Source organism: Aliamphritea spongicola (assembly GCF_017051665.1).
In the GTDB taxonomy this organism is placed as follows: domain Bacteria; phylum Pseudomonadota; class Gammaproteobacteria; order Pseudomonadales; family Balneatricaceae; genus Amphritea; species Amphritea spongicola.
In genome coordinates, this window is record NZ_JAFIDL010000001.1 from 875,248 (window position 1) to 901,534 (window position 26,287).

The window sequence follows — 26,287 nt, forward strand, 5'->3', positions numbered from 1 at the left end:
GTATAAAAAAATATCTGCTTAAAAGTATTTTCTAAAAGAAATACCTGACTGCCAGCAACAGCTGCCGCTCTTCACGGTCAGCAGGCTCACCGGCATAGACACGCCCCGGACGGTCGGAATTAATCCAGGTATGCTCGACCGACAGGAACAAAGGCTTTGAATACCGATAGGTGTAATTCAGCGTCGCCGCAGTTCCGTATTCATCATTATTATCACCTGCCGTCTGATCTTTATCGGTCACTGAAAATTCTTCAATACGGCCGGTAAACCGATGCTTCCCGACACGTTTACTCAGCATTAAAAAGGCACTGCGGTAATCATTATCGACCACCGGCCTGCCATATACATCATTCATCAGGGTATCACCGGTCATATACTGGGCTGTCAGCTCCAGTTTCTTATCCAGCAACCAGCGCGCACCGACATAATAAAACCGGGTAAGCCAGGTATACTGGCCATGCTCAACGATATCTGTCCGGGCATTATTATTATAATAACCGGCATTGATTTCCCCCTGACGGGACCAGCGCACCTGAGTCTGCAAATGATACCCAGGACGGTCATCCAGCTCTAAAAAAGGGTCCGATTCAGCAGCCTGCGGCTCAAGCTTAAAGCCACTCTGACGTGCTTCCAGTGGCGGTATCTTGCGCTTCTCACCCCACAGGGTTTGACGCGAACTGCTGGTCCAGCCATGCCAGGCTAACAGCGCACCGGTGGGATCATTATTAAAGAAACCTGATGCAGTAAAACTCAAGTCATAACCGGCATCATTAAGCTTGCCTAACCGGGTCCAGGTTAGCTCCGCCCCAAGCAAACGGATCTCTTCGCCGATCCAGGTATTCAATGTCGAACTGTTAAGGGTATTTTTGGCAGCCCAGGCAAAGGCTTTATTTTCCAGTGAAATTGCCGGATAAAACAAACCCACTTTTGACTGAAGCCGGTGGCCGGATTCATTCGGAATGCCACGGTACCTGAAGAAGGATTCCGTTATACCCAGCCCGTTGTCTTCCCCGTCGTAATAACCGTTGGCCACCGTATGAAAACTCAGACCGGAATCCCATTCCAGAACCCACTGCAGGCCGGCCTGACCAAGATACGCCTGGCCACCATTGTCTGTACCGAACTTACCAACACCACCCTGACGGTAGCTGTCAGAGGTATCACTGTGCGCTAACCGGTAGTCGATAACGCCATTTAGCTTACTTTCCAGTGCGCTCACCTGAGTGACCGCTCCGGCACTTACGATTGCCGCAAATACAGTGCCTTTGTTTAGCACGCCTCCTCCCGGGGATTAAGCTGGGCGTGGTCCTTTAGCCATGGCGTCAACGCATCAACAGCCTGAGGGCGGCTGATATGATAGCCCTGCGCCAGTTCACAATTATTAGAAGTCAGCCAGTCCAGGGCAAACTCATCTTCAATACCTTCCGCCACGACACTCAGCCCCATACTGTGGGCCAGCTCGATAGTGGATTTCACAATGATCTGATCGGACTGATCATCACTGAGGCGCTGAATAAATGACTTATCAATTTTAAGTTCATGTACCGGTAGCTGCTTAAGCTGAGCCAGCGAGGAATAACCGGTACCATAATCATCAATGGAAATGCGCATACCCCAGTCTTTAAACCGGCTCAGCAATGTAATGGCCGACTCAGGATCTTCAACCACGGCACTTTCTGTCACTTCCAGGGTAATTTTTTCAGCAGGTACCGCCAGCTCCTGAATCGTTTCACACAGAAAACCGTAAAAATCCGGATCTTTAAGATTAGCGGCAGAGATATTAATGGCGACACCAAGATCCAGCCCCTCAGCACGCCATTCGTTGTACTGATTCAGCGCAGTACGGATAACCCAGCGCGTCAGTGCATTAATCTGCCCGGTCTGCTCAGCAATATGAATAAAGTTATCCGGCGGCACCATGCCCATTGTCGGGTGAATCCAGCGAACCAGCGCCTCAACATGGGTAACTACCCTGCTCTGCAGATTCAGTTTTGGCTGATAAAACAGCACTAACTGATCACCACTGATCGCCTGCTTCAGATCATTGATCAGATTCAGCCGTTCTACACTATTCACATCAAGCTCAGGGGCAAACCACTGCACTTGCTGGCTGGTTGCCCGCGTATGATGCAACGCGATATCCGACATTCTCAGCAGGCTGTCAGGGGTTTTGCTGTGCTGAGGGTAGAGCGATACCCCGCTGCGAACCTGCAGCTGGAATCCCAGCCCCTGATAATCAAAAACAGGCTCAAGTGCCGCATCCAGATTATCAAGGCAGCGCTGCACGCAACTCTCTGCTTCAGCCAGCGGGCAGTTTTCAGTCAGTACCACGAATTCATCAGCCCCCAGATGGCACACCAGCTGAAAACCCTGCACACTGCGTAGACGGTCAGCCAGCGCCTGAATGACATAATCACCCACCTGATGGCCCAGCGTATCGTTAACATCCTTAAGGCGGCTCAGATTCAGCTGAATCACACCAAAAGCCTCTTCCTGCCCGCACAGGGAATCCAGAATGATCTTCAGGAAGTTGCGGTTTGGCAGATCCGTCAGGGGATCATGGTTGGCCCGGTGGGACAATGCCTGCTCACGACTGAGCACCGCATCTTGCATAAGATTAATCTCATCAGCCAACTGACCCAGTTCGCTTTGGTCATCAAGCTTAATGGTCTGATTATAATCACCGCTGGCGACTATTTTGGCCTGCTGAACCAACCGCTTTACCGGCCGAGTGATAGAGGCAGAAATCCAGTAAGCCCCTGCCAGTGATAACACCAGGGTGCCGACCGCAAGAATCAGCAGCTTCCACCACTGCTCCTGCAAAACTTCAACGAAATTTGCCCGCAGCCCGTACATGGCCACGCCAAACCGCAAATGCTGGTCTTCAGAAATCTGATGGCCGACAACGATATACTGGTCATCAACCGGATCACCGTTGATGATGCTTCCGGAAAACTTCACATCCGCGGTCGGTGATGAAGACGCCACCAGCCACCAGCCGGCATCACCTTCCACAATAAAATCTGTTTCAAGACCGGTAATGGTCATAAACTCGGTCGCCAGACGCCCGTCAACCTGGAAGCCGAACACCACCCAGCCAATCGTTTTAGCGCCAACTTTCACCGGCGACAAACTTAACTGGTAGACATTTTTGCCAATCGCATACAGGTGGCCCCGTTCAGGATTCTTTAGCCAGCCTGGGTAACGAAACTCAGCACCAACCTCATCACCCCGGCGAACTTTACGCCCGCCGTCATCTTCTTCAGCACTGACCAGCTGAGCATTGATAACACCCTCAGCAGATACCGTCATCGCTAAATCCGCATTAATTCGCTTACGGTGATTATTCAGCGCAACCAGCAAACTGCGCTGATCTTCGTTAAACACCTGCTTGATGCCATAGTCTTTGGATACGGTTTCAGCGAACGCTGCAAGATATTCGATCCGACTGGAAAACAACTCAGTGAAAACAGTTTTAGCAGTGGTAAGCCGGTTACTGATTTCCTGCTTTTGTTGATTCTGATTACCTGCATACAGGGTCCAGAACGCCACCCCCTGCACTAATAACAGAAGCAGTACAAAGAATGTAAATATTTTACTTTGTAAGCTTTTCACACAAACTCACTTAATACTCTGACAGAAAATCAAAATCATCATCGCTCTCCTGCGCCGGCGCCTCATCCATACGGCTTGTCAACTGAGCGGTTACCTGCACCGCATTTTGCACATCCACTATCTGCGCTTCTCTGTTTTCGTCAGCCAATAGCTGAGGGTGCCAGACAGTTACCTTATAGCGCCCGGTGACAGGGGTATCAAAGCTCACAGAACCAGTTTGAGAGGTTTTCCCAAACAGAGGGGTATCCACCAGCAGCAGATAACCGGACATCCAGTCATGAATGTTGCAGCCCATTGCCACTTCTCCGCTCTGATCCAGACCGCTTTGCAGGCGTTGCTCCCCTGCTTTGATCTTGAATGAAAAACGGGCATCGCTGTCGACAGAGTAAATATGGTGGGTAATGTCATCCTGGTTATCAAACAGCACGTCATTACCAGCCTGAGACACACTGACATAAGGCGCGAAAGATTTACCTTTCTGGCCCACACTGATGACTTTATCCGTCGCTGGTAACTGCTGACCATCAAGTGGCTCAGCATATACGACCATATCTTCCAGTGGCTCTCCGGAGGTACTCAGCACCTGAACATTCAGTTCAATTGCCCAGGCCGGCACAGACATCAGCAGCCCAAGAATACAACCGACACCGCTTCCGGCAGTTACAGTCCAATCTAACTTTGCCACTGAAATACACTCCTTATCCGCTCAGAAAAACCTGCTACAACACACCGCTGAAGCAGCTTTATTCACCCGGGATTCATCTGAAGCCCGATCAATTCTGACCTGAATATACAGTATTATTCACCCGCAACTTGTTGCAGAAAGTACATTTTTACGTAAAAAACATCTCACTTTGTGTTTATGAGAATCGCCATACGGCGGCCTGTTCAGATAATAATCAGACCATCGAGTGAGTAAACTGAAGCACAAAAAAAGCCGGCAATTATGCCGGCCTGTTATCAGTGCAATTTTATCTTCGGCTGAACCATGTGCCCCACTTTCTGCGCAAGAATCAGACATGCCCCTTTTAGCCAGCCATGAATACTGAGCTGGTGCATTCTGTACAGAGACATATACATCAGGCGGGCGATCTTACCCTCCACAAACATTGTCCCGCCACTGAGATTCCCCATCAGGCTGCCTACCGTGCTGTAGCGACTGAGATTCACCAGAGAGCCATGATCTTTATACAGATAAGGCTTAACCGGCTTACCTTTCATCTGACGCCTGATGCTGCTGGCAATATGGCTGGCCATCTGATGAGCTGACTGCGCCCGGGGCGGTACCCAGGAACCATCTGGCTGCTGACAGGCAGCACAGTCTCCCAACACCCAGATGCTATCATCCACACTGGACTGCAAACCAGGCTTAACCACTATCTGACCGCCACGACCCAATTCAAAATAATTCAGATCACGGATAAAGTCCGGCGCCTTAACACCGGCAGCCCAGACCATCAGATCTGCGGCGATCAAATCTCCGTTCTGATCAACGTAGCCCTGCTCATCCGCCCGGGTGACCCGGGTATTTTCTCGTACCACGACTCCCAAACGCTGCAGCTCGCGCCGTGCAGCCTGAGAGATACGCGCAGGCAACGCAGGCAATATACTCGGCCCGGCTTCAAGCAAATCTACCTGTAAGCGGCTCGCTGACATTTCCGGCATACCGTACTGCCTGAGCAGGTTGGCTACATGGGTCAGCTCTGCAGCAAGCTCAACACCGGTGGCTCCGCCACCCACGATTGCCAGCCGAAGCTTCTTTTCCGCCCCCTGCTGATTTACCCGCATAAAACTGTTCAGAAGGCCTCGCTGAAAACGCTCAGCCTGCTGATGAGAATCCAGAAAATAGCTGTGCTCAGCAACGCCTGGCGTTCCGAAATCATTACTGACACTGCCAACAGCCATAATCAGAGTGTCATAGCTAATGCTCCGCTCAGGCAGTACCTGCACGCCATACTCATCATCGACGGCAGCCAGATGAATCTGCTTGTCAGCAGCATCCAGCCCGGTCATGGTGCCCAGCTGAAACTGATAGTGATGCTGACCGCTGTGCGCCCGGTAAGACACACCGTCGATACTCATATCCAGAGATCCTGTTGCTACCTCATGAAGCAAAGGTTTCCAGATATGATTCGGATTCCGGTCTACGAGAATAATCTTCGCCTGTTTCTTCTTGCCTAATCGGCTACCTAAACTTGCTGCCAGTTCAAGGCCGCCGGCCCCTCCTCCTACGATTACAATTGTTTGCATGTTTAATCCTCAAAATAAAGTCAGCTTAAGCCACTGCCTGATAAACAAAACAATGACTTAAGCTCACCTTATTCAGAGCGATAAGCTTACTGCCTGCGTCAGCTGAAAACAGATACACACAGAAAAAAACCTACCAGGACATACAATAGACGAAAGTATAGCGAGCCGCTATACCCAGAAATGAATAGCTCATTTGCTTATAGAATGGCACTGACCGGACATCAGTTGATTCGGCTCCGCCGGCCGGTTTATATCCAGCGTGGATACCGGCAACAGTGCCAGATTCGATAGCCGGTTAAAACCGAGGGTCTGCTTATTCAGCACGATTACGGTCAGCCCGTTCAGCATACTGTAATGCCTGAACATACTGCTCTCATAACTTACCTGGCTATCATAGAGCGCAAAATAGTCTTCACTGGCCGCAAGTTTGCATAACAATTGCTGATCTGCTGCGAAAGCAGCTAAAGAAGATCCAAACAGCCAGAACACAACACACATACGGCATACTCCGGCAACAACTCTGTTCATAACAGCCTCACAGTATCTGACGATAACTGCGCCTCACTGATTAAAACCTCAGTATAGTGCGGAACCAGAAGCCCGACGTGAGGGGATTTCAGGCATAAAAAAAGGCAGCCCAAGCTACCTTTTTTAATTGAAATACTGATTATTCTTCAGCGGCCGCTTTAGGCTGCTCAGTATTTTCGTAGATCATCATTGGCTCAGATTCGCCGGTAATTACGCCTTCATCAATAACAACCTTGCTGACATTTTCCTGAGAAGGTAATGAATACATGGTATCCAGTAACGTTTCTTCAAGAATAGACCGCAGGCCACGGGCACCGGTTTTTCTTGCCAGCGCTTTCTGAGCAACCGCGTGCAGTGCAGACTCACGGAAGTCCAGCTCGGCACCTTCCATTTCAAACAGCGCACCGTACTGCTTGGTCAGCGAGTTCTTAGGCTCAGTCAGAATCTGAATCAACGCATCTTCATCCAGCTCTGCCAGCGTCGCCAGCATCGGCAGACGGCCAACAAATTCAGGAATAAGACCGTACTTCACCAGATCTTCAGCTTCCAGATCACGCAGCATATCCGTGACGTTCTTGGAATCGTCTTTACTGCTAACCGTCGCACTGAAGCCGATAGAGCTCTTTTCACTGCGGTTACGGATAACCTGATCTAGGCCGGCAAACGCACCGCCACAGATAAACAGGATGTTTGAAGTATCAACCTGCAGGAATTCCTGTTGCGGATGCTTACGCCCACCCTGTGGCGGCACAGAAGCAACAGTACCTTCAATCAGCTTCAGCAGCGCCTGCTGAACACCCTCACCGGAAACGTCACGGGTAATAGAAGGGTTATCTGACTTACGGGAAATCTTATCGATCTCATCGATGTAAACAATGCCCAGCTGAGCTTTCTCTACATCGTAATCACACTTCTGCAGCAGCTTCTGAATAATGTTTTCAACATCTTCACCCACATAACCGGCTTCGGTCAGGGTTGTTGCATCAGCAATGGTGAACGGTACATTCAGCATCCGCGCCAGCGTCTGAGCCAGCAGGGTCTTACCGCTACCGGTCGGCCCGATCAGCAGGATATTACTCTTGCCCAGCTCTACCTCAGTATTGCTGGCCTGCTGGAAGCGCAAACGCTTATAGTGGTTGTAAACAGCAACCGATAAAACCTTCTTTGCACGTTCCTGGCCAATAACATACTCATCCAGGTTATGCTTAATTTCAGCAGGGGTCGGCAAATCATCGCTTTGCTCAACATCTTCATTAACCTGCTGCGTTTCCTCTGTAATGATGTCGTTGCACAGGTCCACACACTCATCACAAATGAATACAGAAGGACCTGCAATCAGCTTTTTAACTTCGTCCTGACCTTTACCGCAGAACGAGCAATACAGCGTTTTGCTGTCATCGCCGCCATCTTTGCCGTTGATATCGTCTGACATTCAACTACCTCTTTCCTCAGGCAGCCAGTGCTGAACCCGGCTACCATCTAATATATATCTTCCGCCATGCTGAAAATTATAGCGGTTCATCACTTCGGAGCAGTACACAGCAACCGTATAATAAACGCTACAACTGTAGCATACAGCCGCCATCACTACCCTGAAGTTTAGCGACGTTCCATCACCGCATCAATCAGTCCGTACTCAACCGCAGCCTGCGGAGACATGAAGTTATCACGGTCAGTATCACGGGAAATCACTTCAAGATCCTGATTTGTATGGTGCGCCATAATACCATTCAGACGCTCACGGATAGACAGAATCTCTTTTGTATGAATTTCAATATCAGTTGCCTGCCCCTGATATCCGCCCAGCGGCTGATGAATCATCATACGTGAATTAGGCAGACAGTAACGCTTGCCTGCTGCGCCACCGGTCAGCAACAGCGCCCCCATGCTCGCCGCCTGACCAATACACATGGTGCTCACATCAGGCTTAATAAACTGCATGGTATCGTAAATCGACAGTCCGGCAGTCACTGAACCGCCCGGAGAATTAATATACAGGTGAATATCCTTATCCGGATTTTCAGACTCCAGGAACAACAGCTGCGCTACCACAAGATTCGCCATGTGATCTTCAACCTGGCCAACCATAAAAATCACACGTTCTTTAAGTAACCGGGAGTAAATGTCATAAGAACGCTCGCCGCGAGCAGTCTGCTCAACAACCATAGGTACCAGGCCACTGCTGGTGATCATTGTTGGGCCATTATAAGTTTGCGACATACCTATTCTCTCCTTTGATCCTGAACTTGGTGCCCTACATACAAATTAAAAGCACCCTGAAAAGCAAAAACGGCGGCCGACTTTACGCCGACAGCCGTTATTTTATAAACGCAAATCAAGCAGTTGGCAATTATGCTTCAGCTTCTGCGTCTTCTTCCTGTGCTTTTGGCTCAGCAGGCTTGATAGCATCTTCGTAGCTCAGCTCTACTTCTGTAACCTTAGCGGATTCCAGCAGCAGATCCAGTACCTGATCTTCCATCACCAGACTCTTAACCTGACCCAGCATTTCTTCATTGCTGTTGTACCAGTCGATAACCTGCTGAGGATCCTGGTAAGTAGCAGCCAGTTCTTCAATGGTTGTCTTAACGCGATCTTCGTCAACAGTCAGTTCGTTTGCCTTGATAACTTCGTTAACCAGCAGACCAACTTTAACGCGCTTCTCAGACTGCTCCTGGAACATTTCCTTAGGCAGCATTTCAGGATCGATGTTAGCTTCTGCACCACCGAACTGCTGAATTGCCTGACGGCGCATTGCATCGATTTCGTTGTCAATCAGAGCCGCTGGAACATCAATTGCGTTCAGCTCAACCAACTGACCAAAAACAGCTTCTTTCAGCTTGGTTTTCAGAGCCTGCTTAACTTCACGCTCCATGTTCTTGCGAACTTCAACTTTGAAGCTGTCTACGTTGTTTTCTTCCAGACCGAACTTAGCGAAGAACTCTTCGTTCAGTTCTGGCAGCTGCTGTTCAGATACAGACTGTACCTTAACTTTGAATACAGCAGCTTTACCTTTCAGATCTTCAGAGTGGTAGTCTTCAGGGAAAGTAACATTCAGTTCAACGTCAGCGCCTGTTTCAGCACCGTCCAGACCTGCTTCGAAACCTGGGATCATGGTGTTAGAACCCAGAACCAGGTCCATACCTTCACCCTTACCGCCTTCGAACGCTTCACCGTCGATGAAACCTTCAAAATCGATCTTAACCTGGTCGCCGTCTGCAGCAGCGCGCTCTACAGCAACCCAGTCAGCCTGCTGCTTACGCAGAGTTTCGATCATCTGTTCCAGATCTTCGTCTTTTACTTCAGCGCTGTTCTTTTCGATTTCAGCCGCAGAGAAATCAGCCAGTGCGATTTCAGGGTAAACTTCAAAAGTAGCGGTGTAAGAGAAATCTTCACCTTCTTTGTCGTTCTTGAATTCGATGTTCGGACCACCTGCAGGCGTCAGGTTTTCCTGCTGAGTAGCCTGGTAGAAGCTTTCCTGAATAACTTCACCGATGACTTCCTGACGAATTCCCTTGCCGTAGCGCTTCTTAACTACTTTGGCCGGAACCTTACCAGGACGGAAACCGTCAATACGAACAGTACGGGCAGTTTGCTGCACGCGCTGAGCAACATCATTGTCTACACGCTCGGCCGGTACAACAACAGTCACTTGACGTTCTAGACCAGTAGTCGTTTCTACAGAAACTTGCATGGAATTCCTCGCAAAAAATTATTTGTATCGTTACAAATCAAAACACTTACAACCTGCATGCTATTGAAGCTAAAGCACTCTTACGCAAACAGGGCCAGAATATCTAAAGGCGGGAATTTTCCGGCAAGCAGCGGGATTAGTCAAGTGAAAAGCACTGAATTAGCCAGTAAACAGCAGATACACGAAAAACTGCAAAATCAGCAGCATTTAATTACATAAAAGAGAAGTATGAGATAAGGAAATTGGGGTGGACGATGGGGCTTGAACCCACGACCGCCGGAATCACAATCCGGAGCTCTACCAACTGAGCTACGCCCACCATATTTCCTATGGAAAGGAGTCTTACTAAATGGTGCGGACGGAGAGACTCGAACTCTCACACCTCGCGGCACTGGAACCTAAATCCAGCGTGTCTACCAATTTCACCACGTCCGCATATATGTATTGGGGTGGACGATGGGGCTTGAACCCACGACCGCCGGAATCACAATCCGGAGCTCTACCAACTGAGCTACGCCCACCACTACATACATTTGCTTTTCCAAACTGGCGGGCCAAGAAGGATTCGAACCCTCGACCACCGCCTTAGAAGGGCGGTGCTCTATCCAGCTGAGCTATTGGCCCATATTGGAAAGCTTACTCTATGAATCAGATAACTGCTTTACAGCAACCAACCTCTTCAATGAGTTTCAGGCGTTTTAATTCCCGAACCCCTGAGCCTTCAGCCCTCCGCATTGCTGCGTTGTGTGCCTCGCCTCAAGGTGGTGCGCATATTATATATGCGCCCCTTTGGCGTCAACACCCTTTTTGATTTTTTTAACGAAATAAGCCAGTTAGCCAGATTTTCCTGTATCTGCTGTTTATTTCTCAGCCAACCCCAAAGCCTTGCGGTTAAAAACCATACAACTCACTGATGAAGCACATCATTTTCAGTTTAGTTTCAGCCCCTCGCTGCAGGATAGTGCGATATTTGTAGCCCGGTTTAAAAATCAATACCATAGCGAATCTGGCCGATGCCACCATCCCGGCAACGCAACTATTGCTTGCTTATATAAGGACACCGTCATGAACTGGAAAAAAGGCCTGCTGATTGCAATCATTGCACTGGTCGTTATCGCATTCTTTATTTACGACTTAGGCAGCTACCTCAACCTTAGCTATATAAAGTCACAGCAAACGTCACTGCAAACCTGGGTTGACGATAACCTATTGTTATCCGGCCTGGTGTTTATGGCTGTCTATATAGCGGTTACCGCCCTGTCCCTGCCAGGTGCCGCCGTTATGACACTGGTCGCAGGTGCTGTGTTTGGCTTGCTGTCCGGCCTTATCCTGGTGTCCTTTGCCAGCACCATCGGCGCAACCTTCTCTTTCCTTATAGCGCGCTATTTATTAAGGGAACCGCTGACCAATAAATTCCAGTCTCACATCGACCCCATTAACAAAGGCATTGCCAAAGACGGCATGTTCTACCTGTTCACTCTGCGTTTGGTACCTTTGGTCCCGTTCTTTGTGATTAATCCGGTCATGGGCCTGACCACCATGCGGGCCAGAACCTTTTACTGGGTGAGCCAGCTTGGCATGCTGCCGGGAACAGCTGTTTATGTGAATGCCGGTACTCAGTTAGGCGCAATTGAACAGGCCGGCGACATTGTTTCACCCGGGCTGTTACTGTCCTTCTGTTTACTGGGTATCTTCCCATGGATCGCCAAAGCCATCGTTGGCGGCATCAAGGCCCGTAAAAAGTACAGCGCATTCAGCAAGCCAGCCTCATTTGACACCAACATGGTGGTCATTGGCGCCGGAGCAGGCGGCCTGATTACGTCCTATATTGCGGCGGCCACTAAAGCCAAAGTCACGCTTATTGAAAAACATAAAATGGGGGGCGACTGCCTCAATACCGGCTGCGTACCTTCTAAAGCCCTTATTCGCAGCACCCATTTTCTGGCAGATGTCCGGGACGCCAACAAGCTCGGCATTAAGAAGGCAGAGGTTGAGTTCGACTTTGCAGACATCATGGCACGGATCAAACGGGTCATTACAACCATTGAACCCCATGATTCAGTAGAACGGTACGAATCTCTTGGTGTTGACTGCGAAACCGGTGAAGCTACCATCCGCTCACCGTGGGAAGTAGAAGTAAACGGCAAAGTGATTACAACGCGTAACATTGTCATTGCCACCGGTGCCCGCCCTTCTGTTCCAAACATTCCGGGAATCGAAAACCTTACTCCCCTGACCTCTGACACTATCTGGGACCTTCAGCAGCGCCCTGAACGCCTGCTGGTGCTCGGTGCTGGCGCTATCGGCTGTGAGCTTGGCCAGTGTTTTGCCCGCCTCGGCAGCCAGGTATCGCTGGTTTACCGTAAACCTCAGGTACTGACCAATGAAGATCTGGATGCCGCGAAGGTTGTTGAAAGCCACCTGCTGGAAGACGGTATCAGCCTGTGCGCAGAACACACCCCTGTTCGCTTCGAAACCAGCGACGGCCAGCACACGCTGATCTGTGAACACATGGGTACAGAACGACGCATCGACTTTGACCAGCTTCTGGTTGCCACCGGCAGAACACCAAACCTGCAGGGATTCGGCCTTGAAAACCTTGGCCTGATCAAACAGGGAGATAAACAACTCGAGGTCGACGAATATCTGCGTACCGAACTGCCTAACGTATTTGCCTGCGGTGATGTTATTGGCCCGTACCGCTTCACCCATGCTGCATCACATCAGGCATGGTATGCAGCAGTTAACGGACTATTCGGCCAACTGAAACGGTTTAAGGTTGATTACAGCTACATACCGTTCACAACCTATACCAGCCCGGAAGTTGCCCGGATTGGCATTAATGAAAAACAGGCCATCGATAAGGGCATTCCCCATGAGGTTGTTAAATACGATCTGGACGATCTGGACAGAGCAATTACCGACGAAGCCGCTTACGGATTCGTAAAAGTGCTGGTGAAGCCTGGCAGCGATAAAATTCTCGGGGTCACTCTGGTCGGTGAACATGCCGCGGAAATGTTGCCGGAATTTGCCCTCGCGATGAAACACAAGCTCGGGCTGAATAAAATTCTTGGCACCCTGCACGCCTATCCGACGATTAATGAAGCAAATCGCTTTGCAGCCGGCGTCTGGAAAAAACGCCACGCGCCTCAAAAAGCACTGGCCTGGCTTGAAAAATTCCACCGCTGGATGCGCAACTAATCTGTTACCAACCTCACCTGCAGTCTTTACCAGCCCCTCATACCTGTGAGGGGCAAACAACTATCTGAATAAATCACCAGCCACCCGCTGTCTTTTTAGTCTCTGCCCGACAACTTCTTACCAGATCAGCCATTTCCGGCACTGACGTCTGAAAAAACACCTTTCACAGTTTATTCTTCAACATAATGAGTAACCGCTTAGCATTATTCGGTTGTTTCTGAGCGATCATTAAGCCAATATGCTATAAACGCATGGACGCAAACTAATACCCATTAGTCTTAGTTTTGGTTCAATATTGAGTTCAGTTACCCGCCACTGTTTTCTCTTTTACGGCACAAGAACTCGGTTCATTGATACTGAGTAGGTATATTTTTGTGATTTCAAAAAAGTCTCAGATGTCCGGCGTTACTGGGCTGAGTAAAAGAATACTTTTCTACATTCTGATCTGCAGCTCCTCAGTCACCCTGATTCTGACGCTGCTTGAGCTGTATTTTGAATACCGCATTGATGTAAACCTGCTTGAACAGCGTTTCAAATCCATTGAAGTCAGCTACCTGCCCAGCCTGAGCGAAAATATCTGGCTGTTTAACACCGATGTTGTTGAATCTCAGATCCGCGGTATTTATAACCTTAATGATGTCATCTATGTCAGCATCGTCGACGAAACCAACACCATCGTTAACGCCATCGGCGACAAGCAAGCGAAGCACATCATTTCTCAAACCTACCCTATCATCCGCGAACAGCAGGGAACCATTAATCAGTTAGGCCATATGGAAGTCTGGGCCACGCTGGATAATATCTACGCCAGCCTGCAAAACCGTCTGGCAGTTATTCTGCTGGGCCAGGGAGTTAAAACTTTTCTTGTCTCTTTTCTGATCCTGCTGATCATATTCAAAATAATTACCAGCCGGGTATCCCGTATCTCGCAACTCGTCAGCAGCATTGACCTCTCAGATGATCAGAAGAATCAACGGGAATTGTCCGTTCATAAAGCCATTGCGCGCCCTAACCGTGCTCATGATGAGCTTGACGAGCTGGCCCAGACAATTGATTCCATGCACGGCAAGGTTCGACAGCTCTATCTGCAAAGTGATGAACAGCGGCGTAAACTCAGCACCATATTTGAAGGCTCCCATGACGCTATTCTGATTGTCGACCTGACCACCAACAGCATTATCGACTTCAACGGTAAAGCCTGTGACATGCTGAACTTCTCTGATGAGCAGCTCAGGGATCTGTCTTTCTATGCCCTTTACAGCGGCGCCCACACACACATCCGCAACTTCCTGGATGAAACTCAGCGGACCGGCTGGAACATTCAGGAACTGACATTTAAGTCACGTCTGGGGAATCTGATTCCCACAGAGACCTCTGCCTCTATTATCGAGATCAATGACCAGCCGCACCTGCTGACCATTTGTCGGGATATTCGTGAGCGTAAGCAACAAGAAGCCAAGATCGATAAAATCACCAACTTTGACCAGCTCACCTCCCTGCCTAACCGGGTACTGATGCGTGACCGGATTAACCAGACAATCATCCGTAATCAGGCATCACCTAACCGTTATGCGGTAATGATTGTCGATATCGATAACTTCAAAAGCATTAATGACACCCTCGGTCAGGGTAATGGTGACTTGCTGATCAAAGCGACCGCCAACATCATTCAGTCTATCGTTCCTAAAAGTGATTCGCTGGGACGGCTAAGTTCAGATGAATTCCTGCTTCTGGCTGAACTGCCGGAATCAGATATCACCATTGCCCGTAAAATCACCGCCAGACTTGCCGAACAGATTCGCCAGGCCTTTGATGAAACCATGCTGGTTGCAGGCTCACTGATTAAAGTATCCGTCAGCATCGGCTGTGCAATGCTGGAAGAAGATGGCAATAGTTTTGATGAGCTACTGCGGCATACTGATCTGGCACTCTGCAAGGCCAAGGCCGACGGCCGTGACCGGGTGGTATTCTTCAGCCCCGGCATGGATGCAGAAGCGAACCAGAAACTGATTCTGAAGACCGCCCTGCACCGCGCACTCAAGGCCAAAGAATTCGTACTCTTTTATCAGCCAATCATTGACCTGAAAACCCGCCAGACAGTCTCTGTCGAATGCCTGCTGCGCTGGAAGACCCCGGATGGCAATATGATTTCGCCCGCTGAATTCATTCCGGAACTGGTTTCCAGCGGTCTGATCATCGACGTGGGCGCATGGGTCATAGAAGAAGCCTGCAGCACCATGGCAAAACTTGATGAACAGGTGCCGATTGCCGTCAACGTCAGCCCCTGTCAGCTTGAATCAGATGCCATCATCACCCATATCGAACAGGTTCTGGAAGAAACCGGGCTGGCACCTGAAATGCTCGTCATAGAAGTCACAGAAGACCTGATCATTCAGGACAAAGGCTGGGCAATCGAGCGGCTTAACCGGCTCAGCAACATGGGCGTTAAAATTGCCCTTGATGATTTCGGTACCGGTTACTCATCCCTCTCCTACCTCAAGATCCTGCCCGTCGATAAGCTTAAGATCGATCAGAGCTTTGTCCGGGATATGCTGACTGACCCTGAAGACTCCGCCATTGTGGCAACCATCATCTCCATTGCCAAAACCCTCAATCTGGATCTGATTGCAGAAGGTGTGGAAACTGAGCTGCAGGCACAGCACCTGCGCCATCTGGGCTGCGGCAAAGCTCAGGGCTACCTGTATCAGAAGCCTCAGGGCGATTTGATTAAAAGTATTCATTATCAGGAAGACGAGCTGGAAAAAATAAGTAACCTGTAACCCGCAGTTCAGTGCACTGCTGTATGCACTGGGATTATCATGTTTCCGGCTCATTTTTTTTGCGATCACAAAAAAAGGATGACTATGAAAGCAATGATACTGAGCGGGCTGTTCTTGTTTATATGCCTGCCCCCTGCACAAGCCAGCCAAACAATCGTACTGAGCACCATCCAACGTCTGCCAATATCTACCAACCTTCAGACAGGCCTGGCCGACCGTATCGCAATTGAAGCATTTCACCGCATAGGCATTCAGGCGATCATTAAGAAAATTCCGGCGCGCCGGGCATTAAGGGATGCTAACGCGGGCTTACATGATGGGGATCTTGCCCGCATCGCCGGTGTTACCCGCACGTACCCAAACTTGCTGCCCGTTCCGGAAATCACATGGGTGGCAGAAATTGTTGCCTTCAGTAAAAACCAGCAGATAACAACACCTGACTGGACGAGCCTTGAAGAACACAGGATATCTTATATCCGGGGCTGGGTAGTGTTCGAAAACAACCTGCCGGATACCCCAATGGTTGATAAGGTAGCGACCCCTGAAGCCCTGTTCAAAATGCTGAAAATGGACCGCGCAGATTTAGCGTTATACGAAAAAAAGATGGGATACGGGCTGCTCAGTCAACAGCAAAATACTGACATTCATGCCCTGCAGCCTGCACTGAGCATAGAACCGATTTACATCTACCTGCACCGCAAACACGAAAGCCTGCTACCTAAGCTGGCAACAGCAATCCGGGACATGAAACAGGACGGCAGCTATCAGGCCATCCTTAAAGATTGTCTGGGACAAGTTCTGCCCCCTTCATCCCTGGAAGACTACATAAGGCTGCAACAATCCTACGACACCTCTGTTTCGCTACAGAAAACGCCGCTTCAGTAAACAAAGAAACTCCGGCCAGGCCTGTTTAAGCCAAAGATACTGGTACCTGAGCGTGAGCTTCAACCAGCCATGAGAGGCATACTTACGGGCACTGGTAGGTAACGCAATTCCGGTTGAACACAGCGTTATCCCGGCCTGACGGGCGTACCAGACCAGCAGATGATCCTCACCATACTCAGCCTCCTCAGGATATCCACCCAATTGTCTGAACTGCCGGGCTGATAAACAGAACGCCTGATCACCGAACGGTACTCTCAGGAGATTTGAGCGTACGTTCGCGCCCCACTGGTTCAGCCTCATCGGCCCGGCACCATCACTCTTAAACGCCAGCGGAAAATAGTGAAGGGCTTCGCTGTTCTGAAGAATCCGCTCACTCAGGCGTAAACAATGTAACGGCTCGATATTTGAATCCAGATGCAGAAACCAGATAAAACGCCCGGTTGCCGCTGCAGCCCCGGCATTCATCTGCTTTGCCCGGCCAGCTTCCGCGTACAACACGGTCACCGCGGATATCTGCGATAGCTGCTGTTCCAAATGCCGGGATGCTTCACACAACACGACGATGATTTCCCAGCGCTTGAGCAGCAGGCCCAGACCTGAAGTATGACGAAACACCTGCAGCAAACTGAACGGCAAATCACCCAGTTCTTTTTCCGCAGGTCCGACAGGAATGACGACAGAAAGACTAGACACCGGTCACCTTAAAATCAGGTTTCACTGCAGGAAGAACCATACTTAAAACAACTGAAACAACGGTGGTGCCGCATACTGATCTTCTGCTCCAGCGCAGCGGCAAGATCATCCCCCAGATCATATTCCGCATCATCGTCCACCAGCGTGCAGGCATACACGCGCATCCGACCTTTCTGCTTGACCAGCATTTTGCTGAAAGCACACATAAAACTGCGACGGGAGTCTTCCGTGTGATACTGCGTCATACAATTGGTGGTGATATCAGGTCCATGCCCCATACTCCCTGGCGGAAGAAAGTCCGGAAACGCGACAAACTTAATATCGTCCGGCAGGCCATAATCCCGTAAAACTGTCCGGTATGCCTGCTCCACTGCGGCGGTATCCTCACCGTCGGCCATATGACGGGCGAGTGATACACTGAAGCCGCGCTCATGGAGCATTTTCATCCCCGTTAACGCACTGGCAAACATACCTTCACCACGACCCTGATCATGGGTTTTCTCGTCCGGCGAATCAATGCTCACCCGAAAACTGACGGGGTATTTAGCATCATGTAACACATCCAGTTGCTTAATCCGCTTCTGCAATGCATCGGTTCCGTTGGTCAGTACCAGACACGGCGCATGTTCAGCGGCAGCCTGAAGTATCTTAACCAGATCCTTAGCCAGAAATGGCTCGCCACCGGTAAATGAAAACTGCTGTACGCCTAAAATTACTGCCTGTTTAATATAAGGCTCAGCATCCACCAGCTTAATCAGCTCAAGGCGCTTGTCACCGGGCCCGGAACCTTCAAGACAAAAATCACAGCTTAAATTACAGGCGGTGCCTGTATGAAACCAGAGCTCTTTAAGCTCATGCGGTGCAATATAACCCCGTGCGGTACCGTCTTCAGTCTGATACCAGCTACGACTGCGAATTACTTCCATCCGTCATGCTCCTCCAGCAATTGACCGGTTATCCGCAACAGCGTTTGGCGCGCTGGCCGCGGATCATCTCGTAAAGTTTTCTGTAAGCGCTGCAAGTCACTCAGCTGATCAACATCGTAACAGCCAGCTGCAAATCCGACTGACAGACCTGCGGCTTCGGCCTGCTGTCTGAGCGCTTCACCCAACTGATCGGTACTCCAGGGCAACACTTCAAGTTCACCCCAACCCGCCGCTGAGCCCATTGCCGTGACACCACCATCTGCCGCCGGCGTAAGCACCACATCATAATCAGACATCAGGGCAGCCAGTTGCTCATAAACATCCTGATTATGTTCCGGTGCATCACTGCCGATATAAATAATCCTGCTATGCCCTTCAGCACGTAGCTGATCATCCACCCTGAGAATACGTGTACCCAGATTACCTTCAGACTGCGGCACGACTTTATAGTTTCCCTCACCCAGGCCTGCAGCCCATTCAGCGTCACTTTCACTGGCAGGTGATAATACGACCGGGCCGGGCCACAAAGCAGCATCTTCCAACACACAATCCAGCAGCGCTTCGGCTACCTGTAACGCAGCTGCCTGACCCACGCTGGCCGCCAGACGCTGCTTACCCTGACCGAGGGCAGGTCGCTTACAAAAAATGACTAAGCTAATATCCTTTGCGAACAAGTGATACTCCAGATACACAAAAGGCAGAGGGTTAGCTCTGCCTTTTTAAGATTACAGGGTGAATTTAGCCTTCCCGATACCAACTGGTGCCTTCGCGGGAATCTTTAAGAATAATCCCCTGAGATGCCAGCTCATCACGGATCCGGTCAGACTCGGCATAATCCTTGTTGGCCTTGGCATCAGCACGCTGCTGAATCATCGCCTCAATGGCGTCGTTGCTTAATTCACCTTCTTTAGCCTCACCCTGCAGGAAGTCAGCCGGACGCTGCTGCAGCAGACCCAGAATCCCACCCAGCTGTTTAAGCTGAGCAGCAAGAGCCGATGCTTTTTCAGGATTATCCCGCTTGGCAGTATTCAGTTCGTTAACCAGCTCGAACATGACTGCGAATGCCTGCGGGGTGTTAAAGTCATCATCCATCGCCGCATCAAAACGCTGCTGGTAATCGTTGCCCTCAGCAGGCTCACCCAGCTCAACATCATTCAGTGCCTGATAGAAACGCTCCAGCTTACTGCGCGCCTCTTTCAGGCTCTCTTCTGAGTAATCGATATAGCTGCGGTAATGTACAGAAGACAGGAACATCCGCACCACTTCTGCGTCGTACTTTTCCAGTACGTCACGGATCGTGAAAAAGTTACCCAGTGACTTGGACATCTTCTCGGAGTTTACCCGTACAGCACCAGCATGCATCCAGGTATTCACGTACTTCACACCGTTTGCCGCTTCAGACTGGGCAATTTCATTCTCATGGTGCGGGAACGGTAAATCCGGACCACCGCCGTGAATATCGAAGGTATCACCCAGGCAGCACTTAGACATTGCAGAACACTCAATGTGCCAGCCCGGACGGCCTGCGCCCCATGGAGATTCCCAGCTCACCTCACCTTCTTTCGCGCCTTTCCAAAGCACAAAATCCAGCGGGCTTTCTTTTGCATCATTCACTTCAATACGCGCACCGGCGCGCAACTCATCAACATTCTTGTTGGTAAGCTGACCGTAGGTAGCAAATTTTTCGACACGGTAATACACATCACCGTTATCTGCAGGGTATGCAAAGCCTTTATCGATCAGCGTCTGGATCAGTTCCTGAATACTGTCGATGTGCGCAGTTGCTTTTGGCTCCTGAGAAGGACGCAGCACATTCAGTTTGGCTTCGTCTTCATGCATCGCCGCAATCATCCGTTCAGACAGCTCAATAGCTGCTTCGCCATTCTCAGCGGCCCGGTTGATGATCTTGTCATCAACATCGGTGATGTTACGTACATATTCTACTTCCCAGCCACGCGAACGCAGGTAACGTGTGATCAAATCAAATGACACCATCACCCGGGCGTGACCGATGTGACAGTAGTCATAGACTGTCATACCACAGACATACATCTTGATCTTGCCTGCTTCAATCGGTTGAAAAGGAGCTTTCTCTTTCGTCAGGGTGTTATAGATTTGTAGCATTTGATTTCGCTTATAACTAGACAGTTCGAATTGAGCTGAACATTATAAAGAAAATTACCCGCCATGCACCCGATTCGCAGTATTTCTTTGCACTCAGATCAATTACTTGCATAACTCCTTAAACATATTCTTCTCCCGGTACAGAAGCTGAAAGAAGTTCAATTGCAAAACATTCTCAATTACAAATATAATCCCGGTTTTCGCATATCCCGCTCAGTCAGCAGGTAAGTAACTTGTCATCTTCATTTAAGCCAAAAAGCCTTTGCAAGCTCAGCAAAGACAACATAGCCAAACATTTTGATGAGCTGGCAGCCGTCACCCGCCACAGTGAGTATCTGTGCCAGAAATGTGCGCGCTCAGCGAAAGCAAAAAAATGGCTCTGTAAGCCAATTGCGATATAATCAGTTTTTAATTCTGTATCAAGGACATAACCATGCTCAGCCCATCCATGCTTGAGAAACTTAACAGCCAGATCAATCTCGAATTTTACTCATCCAATATGTACCTGCAGATGAGTTCATGGGCTGAATCTAAAGGCTTTGATGGCTGTGCCGCCTTTCTTATGCTTCACGCTGACGAAGAAATGCAGCACATGAAGCGCCTGTTCACCTATGTGAATGAAACCGGCGCAATGGCAAGAGTAGGTGCAATTGAGGCTCCAATTGAAGAGTTTTCTTCCATCAAAGACCTGTTCGAAAAGGTTTACGAGCATGAGTGCCTGATCACCCGTAAGATCAACGAACTGGCCCACACTGCATTCAGCAACCAGGACTACTCAACCTTTAACTTCCTGCAGTGGTACGTTGCCGAGCAACACGAAGAAGAAAAGCTGTTCAAAGGCATCCTGGACAAGATTGAGATCATCGGTGAAGACGGCAAAGGCCTGTTCTTTATCGATAAAGAAATCGGCCAGATGGCTAACGGTGAAGCCGGCGGCAGCATTCTGGAAGCAGACGCTCAGGTATAACCCCTTTCCCTTCAGTAGGGATAACATAACCAAAAAAGCCTGTGATTATCACAGGCTTTTTTATTCAGGATCCAAAGCTTAGAACTCGTTATCGCCCAAGACATATTCAGGCAACTCATCTTCCGCCGGAACCGGCACCGGATTACCGTTATCGTCAATGGCGACAAACTTAAAGATTGCCTCGGTTACTTTTTCACGCAGACCGATACGGCCCCGGCGTACCCAGGCCTCTACATGAATCTGCATAGACGTTCGCCCTACTGACAAGGTCTCGGTATAAACCCCAAGAATATCCCCTACCTTTACCGGCCGGATAAAGCTCATACTGTCCAGCGCGACGGTGACGACCCGGGTCTGCGCCCGCTGGCCAGCACAGATGCCCGCTGCCATATCCATTTGTGACAACACCCAGCCGCCGAATATATCCCCTGCCGGGTTAGTATCGTTAGGCATGGCAATGGTGCGTGTTGTGAGACGCCCGCGGGTTTTATCTTTTACTGCAGCATTCTGCTTCTGCGTTGTTGTGTTACCTGATTGATTCGACACAGTGACTTCCGAATATTAGTAATTATCTGAGACAGATATATAACTATGCCACATCAGCAACTGTCTTGCTGAAGCAATCGTTACTCACTTTCGCTGCGACGGATCAGTTCGTCGAGTAAAGCCTGATTTTCTTCGTTGTCTGATTCCTGATTATCCCAGCGGTCAAACATCACCTGCTCTTCTACCGCCAGGCGCTTGCGCCAGCCCACACTTTCAAGTTCAGGTTTCTGATAAAAGAAGTCCACATAACCCAGACAAAGATAGGCAACAGGGGTAACGTGTTCAGGCAGATTCAGCAGCTTTTTCAGCTCAGCTTTATCGAAAATACTCACCCAGCCGGTACCCACGCCTTCAGCCCGGGCAGCCAGCATCAGATTCTGCACCGCACACACCGTACTGTAGAGATCCATTGCTTTATCATGGGTACGGCCCAAAACGACAGGGCCGGCTTTTTCAGAGTCACAGGTAATACAGATATTCAGAGGAGACGCCATGATCCCCTCAAGTTTTAACTGCTGATATAAGCGAGCCTTTTCTGACTCAAACATCTGCGCGGCTTCTTCATTCGCCTTAGCAAATAACGTCTGCACACCCCGCTTTACTTCATCAGAGCGGATCAGCATGAAATTCCACGGCTGCATAAACCCAACCGATGGCGCATGATGTGCCGCATCAAGAATCCGCCCCAACACATCAGCAGGAATCGGATCCGGTTTGAACTGCCCCCGTACATCCCTTCGGGTATATATAGCTTTATAAAGACCTTCTAACTGTTGCTCAGTAAAACCATCATCGGTCTGATGCATCATAGGATCGGTCAAAACGCACTCCTGACTCAAAACAACGTATTCAGCGCCGGCACGCTCAGCCAGCGTAACAGGCATAAAAAAACGGCTAAAAAGCCGTTTTTTTAGCAAAGTCTAGATTACTTCTTCACCCAGCTGTCTTTCAAGCCAATGGTCTTATTAAATGTCGGTGTGGTGACATCGTGGTCGTAACGGTCTGCTACAAAGTAGCCTTCACGCTCAAACTGAAAAACAGTTTCCGGTTGCGCATTAATCAGATCAGGCTCAGCCCAGCAGTTGTCCAGTTCTACATAAGAATCAGGATTAATGTCCGCGAGGAAGTCATCATCGTTTGGTTTTTCAACACTGAACAGACGATCGTAAACGCGCACTTTAACCTGCTTGCCATGTGTCGCAGATACCCAGTGCATCACTCCCCGTGGCTTCATTTCAGCCGGCGGGTTTTCACCAACGGTACCCGGCACCAGAGTCGCTTTGATTTCAGTCACTTCACCACTATCATCTTTAATCACTTCTTCCGCTTTAATGACATAGGCACTGCGCAGGCGCATAAAGTCACCCGGCACCAGCTTCTTGAACTTCTTACGGGACAGGGTGCTGTCTTCGTTAAAGTCATTCCGGTCAATATAAATTTCCCGGGTGAATGGCAGGCTGCGGCTGCCCATTTCTTTTTGCGGGTGCGCCGGTGCGGTCATCATTTCCACTTCACCTTCCGGGAAGTTAGTAATAGTCACCTTCAGCGGATTCAGTACGCACATTGCACGGGCAGAGTTTTCATTCAGGTCTTCACGGACGAAGAACTCAAACTGCGCCATATCCACTACACCGTCGGTCTTAGCCACCGCCAGGCTGTCACAGAAGTTACGCACGGCCTGCGCTGAATAACCACGGCGACGCATACCGGAAATGGTTGGCATCCGCGGATCATTCCAGCCACTTACCACACCTTCGTCCACCAGCTGCTTCAGCTTACGCTTACTGGTAACCGTGTAGTTAATGTTCAGACGGCCAAACTCGTACTGACGTGGCTTGCTTGGTACTGGCAGGTTTTCAATAAACCACTCATACAGTGGGCGGTGATCCGCAAATTCCAGCGTACAGATAGAATGCGTTACCCCTTCAATGGCATCTTCCTGACCATGGGCAAAGTCATAGTTCGGGTAGATGCACCATTTGTCACCGGTCTGGTGATGAGACTGTTTGCGAATACGGTACAGAATCGGATCACGCATGTTCATGTTTGAAGACGTCATGTCAATTTTGGCACGCAATACCCGGCTGCCTTCCTCAAACTCACCCTGCTTCATTCGCTCCAGCAGATCCAGACTTTCCTCAGCACTGCGCTCACGGAACGGGCTGTTTTTACCAGGCTTAGTTGCCCAGCCACGGTACTCACTGGCCTCTTCCGGAGACAAATCACAAACATAAGCATTGCCGTTACGGATCAGGTGCTGCGCCCAGGCATAAAACTGATCAAAATAGTCAGACGCATAACGTACTTCACCGGCCCATTTAAAGCCTAACCACTGCACATCTTCTTTAATGGCATCCACGTATTCCTGATCTTCCTTAGAAGGGTTCGTATCGTCGAAACGCAGATTACACTCGCCGTTATATTTTTCAGCCGTACCGAAATTCAGGCAGATAGACTTGGCATGACCAATATGCAGATAACCGTTTGGCTCAGGCGGGAAACGCGTAACAACCTTGCCACCGTTCCGACCCTCCTGGATATCCTGCTCAATGATCTGATGGATAAAGTTAGTCGGCGGTGTATTTGTTGTCGAAGCGTCGTTATTACTCATAGTACGTCTTTGATTCCGTTATTGTATTCACCTGACTGCAGCCAGGCTCAAAAGTGAGCAGCATTATAAATCAGCCTCAGAGCAACTGCTACATCACTCAGCATTCAGCTGCATTAATTTTCACCTGACGCAGCCCATTGCCTGACGTATAATCCCTGCTTTGTTTTATTAGGTTTAAAGGTAATTAAAACCATGATCGTTCTGCAGACTAACTTCGGGGACATTTCCCTGGAACTGAACCATGAGAAAGCACCAAAGACAGCCGCTAACTTTGAAAAATACGTCAAAGAAGGCTTCTACGACGGCGTCATCTTCCACCGTGTCATTGATGGCTTCATGATTCAGGGCGGCGGCTTTGAACCGGGCATGGTCAGCAAAGAAACCGCTGACAGCATCGAAAACGAAGCAGACAACGGTCTGAGCAACAAGAAATACACCGTTGCTATGGCCCGTACGATGGATCCGCACAGTGCTTCTGCTCAGTTCTTTATCAACGTCAGCGACAACACCTTCCTGGATCACACCGCCAAAACAATGGAAGGCTGGGGTTACGCAGTTTTTGCTGAAGTTGTAGACGGTTTTGACGCAGTAGACAAGATCAAAGCAGTGACCACCACTTTCCGTGCCGGCCATCAGGATGTTCCGACTGAAGACGTGATCATCAAGTCTGCATCCATTGCCGACCTCCCGGACCTGGAAGAGATCGACGTCGACGAATAACATGCGCTGCCTGTTTATTTCCGACCTGCATCTGCAGGCCTCACGCCCGGATCTTACCCGGGCGTTGCTGACCTTTCTGAACAATGAAGCCAGCCAGTGCCAGCAACTTTATATCCTTGGCGATCTTTTCGAAGCCTGGATCGGTGACGATGCAATTCCTCCGGATATGCAACCTGTCATAACAGCCCTGCGTAATTTACATGACCAGGGAACCCAGCTGTTTTTTCAGCACGGTAACCGTGATTTTCTGGTTCAGCAGACCTTTGCCGAACTGACCGGCTGCACCCTGTTACCGGAAGCCATAACCGTTAACCTACCCGCAGGACGCGCTCTGCTCATGCATGGCGACCAGCTGTGCACGGATGACTATGAATATATGGAATTCCGCAAACTGCTGCGTAATCCTCAATGGCAAAATGACTTTTTGAGCAAAAGCATTGCAGAACGCTTAGAAGTCGCCCGTCAGTTGCGCGCAGCAAGCCAGAGCAAAAATGCCGAAAAATCCATGACCATCATGGATGTTAATCCACAGGCTGTGACACAGGCAATGACTGATGCAGACGTAAGCCTGCTCATTCATGGTCACACTCACCGCCCGGCTGTTCACGAAGACACTCAGGATTTGCGACGCATTGTTCTGGGAGACTGGGATACTCAGGGCTGGTATCTGGAATGCACAGAAGCAGGTGAATCCCTCATCAGCTTCCCCATTACAGATACCTGAGCATAAAAAAACCGGCATATAGCCGG

21 protein-coding genes and 4 tRNA genes are annotated in these 26,287 nt (G+C 49.7%); 6 read left to right on the forward strand and 19 right to left on the reverse strand.

The genetic code is table 11. The features are described 5' to 3' along the window. Positions 1 to 31: 31 nt before the first annotated feature. The 12 genes from JYB63_RS04080 to JYB63_RS04135 form a co-directional block, all read right to left on the reverse strand. Positions 32 to 1,276, reverse strand: coding sequence for a hypothetical protein (locus tag JYB63_RS04080; RefSeq protein ID WP_205656523.1), 1,245 nt, complete (start codon positions 1,274 to 1,276; stop codon positions 32 to 34). Then, entirely contained in the window at positions 1,270 to 3,615 is a 2,346-nt protein-coding gene (locus tag JYB63_RS04085; RefSeq protein ID WP_205656524.1) for an EAL domain-containing protein, read from the reverse strand. The genes JYB63_RS04080 and JYB63_RS04085 overlap by 7 nt, the downstream gene beginning before the upstream one ends. A 10-nt stretch (positions 3,616 to 3,625) precedes the next feature. Further along, positions 3,626 to 4,300, reverse strand: a complete 675-nt coding sequence (locus tag JYB63_RS04090) for a cupredoxin domain-containing protein (RefSeq protein WP_205656525.1) — start codon at positions 4,298 to 4,300, stop codon at positions 3,626 to 3,628. Positions 4,301 to 4,575: 275 nt separating this feature from the next. Then, the gene (locus tag JYB63_RS04095; RefSeq protein WP_205656526.1) at positions 4,576 to 5,865 is read right to left on the reverse strand and encodes an NAD(P)/FAD-dependent oxidoreductase; all 1,290 of its coding nucleotides are present in this window, start codon (positions 5,863 to 5,865) and stop codon (positions 4,576 to 4,578) included. 189 nt (positions 5,866 to 6,054) lie between these two features. Next, on the reverse strand, positions 6,055 to 6,393 hold the full coding sequence (locus tag JYB63_RS04100; protein WP_205656527.1) for a hypothetical protein: 339 nt from the start codon (positions 6,391 to 6,393) through the stop codon (positions 6,055 to 6,057). A 139-nt stretch (positions 6,394 to 6,532) separates the two neighbouring features. After that, positions 6,533 to 7,825 carry an ATP-dependent Clp protease ATP-binding subunit ClpX gene (gene clpX / locus JYB63_RS04105; protein ID WP_205656528.1) on the reverse strand — a complete coding sequence of 431 codons (1,293 nt, stop codon included), beginning with the start codon at positions 7,823 to 7,825 and terminating at the stop codon, positions 6,533 to 6,535. A gap of 167 nt (positions 7,826 to 7,992) precedes the next feature. Continuing rightward, positions 7,993 to 8,613, reverse strand: a complete 621-nt coding sequence (gene clpP, locus JYB63_RS04110) for an ATP-dependent Clp endopeptidase proteolytic subunit ClpP (RefSeq protein WP_205656529.1) — start codon at positions 8,611 to 8,613, stop codon at positions 7,993 to 7,995. A 130-nt stretch (positions 8,614 to 8,743) separates the two neighbouring features. Continuing rightward, complete coding sequence (tig, locus tag JYB63_RS04115; RefSeq protein WP_205656530.1) at positions 8,744 to 10,084, reverse strand: trigger factor; 1,341 nt, start codon at positions 10,082 to 10,084, stop codon at positions 8,744 to 8,746. A gap of 243 nt (positions 10,085 to 10,327) precedes the next feature. Further along, positions 10,328 to 10,403 (reverse strand) — tRNA-His (locus JYB63_RS04120). A gap of 31 nt (positions 10,404 to 10,434) precedes the next feature. Next, positions 10,435 to 10,519: transfer RNA gene (locus JYB63_RS04125), tRNA-Leu, on the reverse strand. 10 nt (positions 10,520 to 10,529) lie between these two features. Next, positions 10,530 to 10,605 (reverse strand) — tRNA-His (locus tag JYB63_RS04130). A gap of 26 nt (positions 10,606 to 10,631) precedes the next feature. After that, a tRNA-Arg gene (locus JYB63_RS04135) sits at positions 10,632 to 10,708 on the reverse strand. Between the two features lie 441 nt (positions 10,709 to 11,149). On the opposite strand from JYB63_RS04135, the gene JYB63_RS04140 reads away from it, so the two are divergent. The 3 genes from JYB63_RS04140 to JYB63_RS04150 all read left to right on the forward strand — a co-directional run bounded on the left by JYB63_RS04140 (position 11,150) and on the right by JYB63_RS04150 (position 16,950). Then, the gene (locus tag JYB63_RS04140) at positions 11,150 to 13,285 is read left to right on the forward strand and encodes a dihydrolipoyl dehydrogenase family protein (RefSeq protein ID WP_205656531.1); all 2,136 of its coding nucleotides are present in this window, start codon (positions 11,150 to 11,152) and stop codon (positions 13,283 to 13,285) included. Between the two features lie 395 nt (positions 13,286 to 13,680). After that, entirely contained in the window at positions 13,681 to 16,065 is a 2,385-nt protein-coding gene (locus JYB63_RS04145; protein ID WP_205656532.1) for a bifunctional diguanylate cyclase/phosphodiesterase, read from the forward strand. 84 nt (positions 16,066 to 16,149) lie between these two features. Then, positions 16,150 to 16,950: a substrate-binding periplasmic protein gene (locus JYB63_RS04150; RefSeq protein ID WP_205656533.1), complete on the forward strand. Its 801-nt coding sequence runs from the start codon at positions 16,150 to 16,152 to the stop codon at positions 16,948 to 16,950. On the opposite strand, the gene JYB63_RS04155 is transcribed toward JYB63_RS04150, so the two are convergent. The 4 genes from JYB63_RS04155 to cysS form a co-directional block, all read right to left on the reverse strand. Next, the gene (locus tag JYB63_RS04155; RefSeq protein ID WP_205656534.1) at positions 16,927 to 17,643 is read right to left on the reverse strand and encodes a glycosyltransferase; all 717 of its coding nucleotides are present in this window, start codon (positions 17,641 to 17,643) and stop codon (positions 16,927 to 16,929) included. The two genes, JYB63_RS04150 and JYB63_RS04155, sit on opposite strands and share 24 nt — an antisense overlap. A gap of 14 nt (positions 17,644 to 17,657) precedes the next feature. Beyond that, positions 17,658 to 18,569 carry a radical SAM protein gene (locus JYB63_RS04160; RefSeq protein WP_205656535.1) on the reverse strand — a complete coding sequence of 304 codons (912 nt, stop codon included), beginning with the start codon at positions 18,567 to 18,569 and terminating at the stop codon, positions 17,658 to 17,660. Beyond that, on the reverse strand, positions 18,560 to 19,243 hold the full coding sequence (locus JYB63_RS04165) for a TIGR04282 family arsenosugar biosynthesis glycosyltransferase (protein ID WP_205656536.1): 684 nt from the start codon (positions 19,241 to 19,243) through the stop codon (positions 18,560 to 18,562). Before JYB63_RS04165 ends, JYB63_RS04160 begins: the two co-directional genes overlap by 10 nt. 64 nt (positions 19,244 to 19,307) lie before the next feature. Then, positions 19,308 to 20,693, reverse strand: a complete 1,386-nt coding sequence (gene cysS / locus JYB63_RS04170) for a cysteine--tRNA ligase (protein ID WP_205656537.1) — start codon at positions 20,691 to 20,693, stop codon at positions 19,308 to 19,310. Positions 20,694 to 21,126: 433 nt separating this feature from the next. Between cysS and ftnA the strand changes: the two genes are divergently transcribed. Then, the gene (gene ftnA / locus JYB63_RS04175; protein ID WP_205656538.1) at positions 21,127 to 21,660 is read left to right on the forward strand and encodes a non-heme ferritin; all 534 of its coding nucleotides are present in this window, start codon (positions 21,127 to 21,129) and stop codon (positions 21,658 to 21,660) included. Positions 21,661 to 21,738: 78 nt separating this feature from the next. On the opposite strand, the gene JYB63_RS04180 is transcribed toward ftnA, so the two are convergent. The 3 genes from JYB63_RS04180 to JYB63_RS04190 form a co-directional block, all read right to left on the reverse strand. Then, a complete protein-coding gene (locus JYB63_RS04180) occupies positions 21,739 to 22,113 on the reverse strand; it encodes an acyl-CoA thioesterase (protein WP_205657019.1) in 375 nt (124 codons plus the stop codon). Between the two features lie 173 nt (positions 22,114 to 22,286). Beyond that, positions 22,287 to 23,027 carry a 5,6-dimethylbenzimidazole synthase gene (bluB, locus tag JYB63_RS04185; protein WP_336510850.1) on the reverse strand — a complete coding sequence of 247 codons (741 nt, stop codon included), beginning with the start codon at positions 23,025 to 23,027 and terminating at the stop codon, positions 22,287 to 22,289. A 104-nt stretch (positions 23,028 to 23,131) separates the two neighbouring features. Then, complete coding sequence (locus JYB63_RS04190) at positions 23,132 to 24,817, reverse strand: glutamine--tRNA ligase/YqeY domain fusion protein (protein WP_205656539.1); 1,686 nt, start codon at positions 24,815 to 24,817, stop codon at positions 23,132 to 23,134. 192 nt (positions 24,818 to 25,009) lie between these two features. Between JYB63_RS04190 and JYB63_RS04195 the strand changes: the two genes are divergently transcribed. Together JYB63_RS04195 and JYB63_RS04200 are read left to right on the forward strand one after the other, a co-directional pair. Continuing rightward, positions 25,010 to 25,537, forward strand: coding sequence for a peptidylprolyl isomerase (locus JYB63_RS04195; RefSeq protein WP_205656540.1), 528 nt, complete (start codon positions 25,010 to 25,012; stop codon positions 25,535 to 25,537). Between the two features lies 1 nt (position 25,538). After that, the gene (locus JYB63_RS04200) at positions 25,539 to 26,261 is read left to right on the forward strand and encodes a UDP-2,3-diacylglucosamine diphosphatase (protein WP_205656541.1); all 723 of its coding nucleotides are present in this window, start codon (positions 25,539 to 25,541) and stop codon (positions 26,259 to 26,261) included. Positions 26,262 to 26,287 lie beyond the last annotated feature (26 nt).

Bases quoted from the DNA above. Each gene is read 5' to 3' on its own strand.
- clpP (WP_205656529.1), bottom strand. From the start codon at position 8,613: ATGTCGCAAACTTATAATGGCCCAACAATGATCACCAGCAGTGGCCTG.
- JYB63_RS04145 (WP_205656532.1), top strand. From the start codon at position 13,681: ATGTCCGGCGTTACTGGGCTGAGTAAAAGAATACTTTTCTACATTCTG.
- JYB63_RS04095 (WP_205656526.1), bottom strand. From the start codon at position 5,865: ATGCAAACAATTGTAATCGTAGGAGGAGGGGCCGGCGGCCTTGAACTG.
- JYB63_RS04160 (WP_205656535.1), bottom strand. From the start codon at position 18,569: ATGGAAGTAATTCGCAGTCGTAGCTGGTATCAGACTGAAGACGGTACC.
- JYB63_RS04200 (WP_205656541.1), top strand. From the start codon at position 25,539: ATGCGCTGCCTGTTTATTTCCGACCTGCATCTGCAGGCCTCACGCCCG.
- JYB63_RS04180 (WP_205657019.1), bottom strand. From the start codon at position 22,113: ATGCCTAACGATACTAACCCGGCAGGGGATATATTCGGCGGCTGGGTG.
- ftnA (WP_205656538.1), top strand. From the start codon at position 21,127: ATGCTCAGCCCATCCATGCTTGAGAAACTTAACAGCCAGATCAATCTC.
- clpX (WP_205656528.1), bottom strand. From the start codon at position 7,825: ATGTCAGACGATATCAACGGCAAAGATGGCGGCGATGACAGCAAAACG.
- cysS (WP_205656537.1), bottom strand. From the start codon at position 20,693: ATGCTACAAATCTATAACACCCTGACGAAAGAGAAAGCTCCTTTTCAA.
- JYB63_RS04140 (WP_205656531.1), top strand. From the start codon at position 11,150: ATGAACTGGAAAAAAGGCCTGCTGATTGCAATCATTGCACTGGTCGTT.
- JYB63_RS04100 (WP_205656527.1), bottom strand. From the start codon at position 6,393: ATGAACAGAGTTGTTGCCGGAGTATGCCGTATGTGTGTTGTGTTCTGG.
- JYB63_RS04150 (WP_205656533.1), top strand. From the start codon at position 16,150: ATGAAAGCAATGATACTGAGCGGGCTGTTCTTGTTTATATGCCTGCCC.
- tig (WP_205656530.1), bottom strand. From the start codon at position 10,084: ATGCAAGTTTCTGTAGAAACGACTACTGGTCTAGAACGTCAAGTGACT.
- JYB63_RS04195 (WP_205656540.1), top strand. From the start codon at position 25,010: ATGATCGTTCTGCAGACTAACTTCGGGGACATTTCCCTGGAACTGAAC.
- JYB63_RS04190 (WP_205656539.1), bottom strand. From the start codon at position 24,817: ATGAGTAATAACGACGCTTCGACAACAAATACACCGCCGACTAACTTT.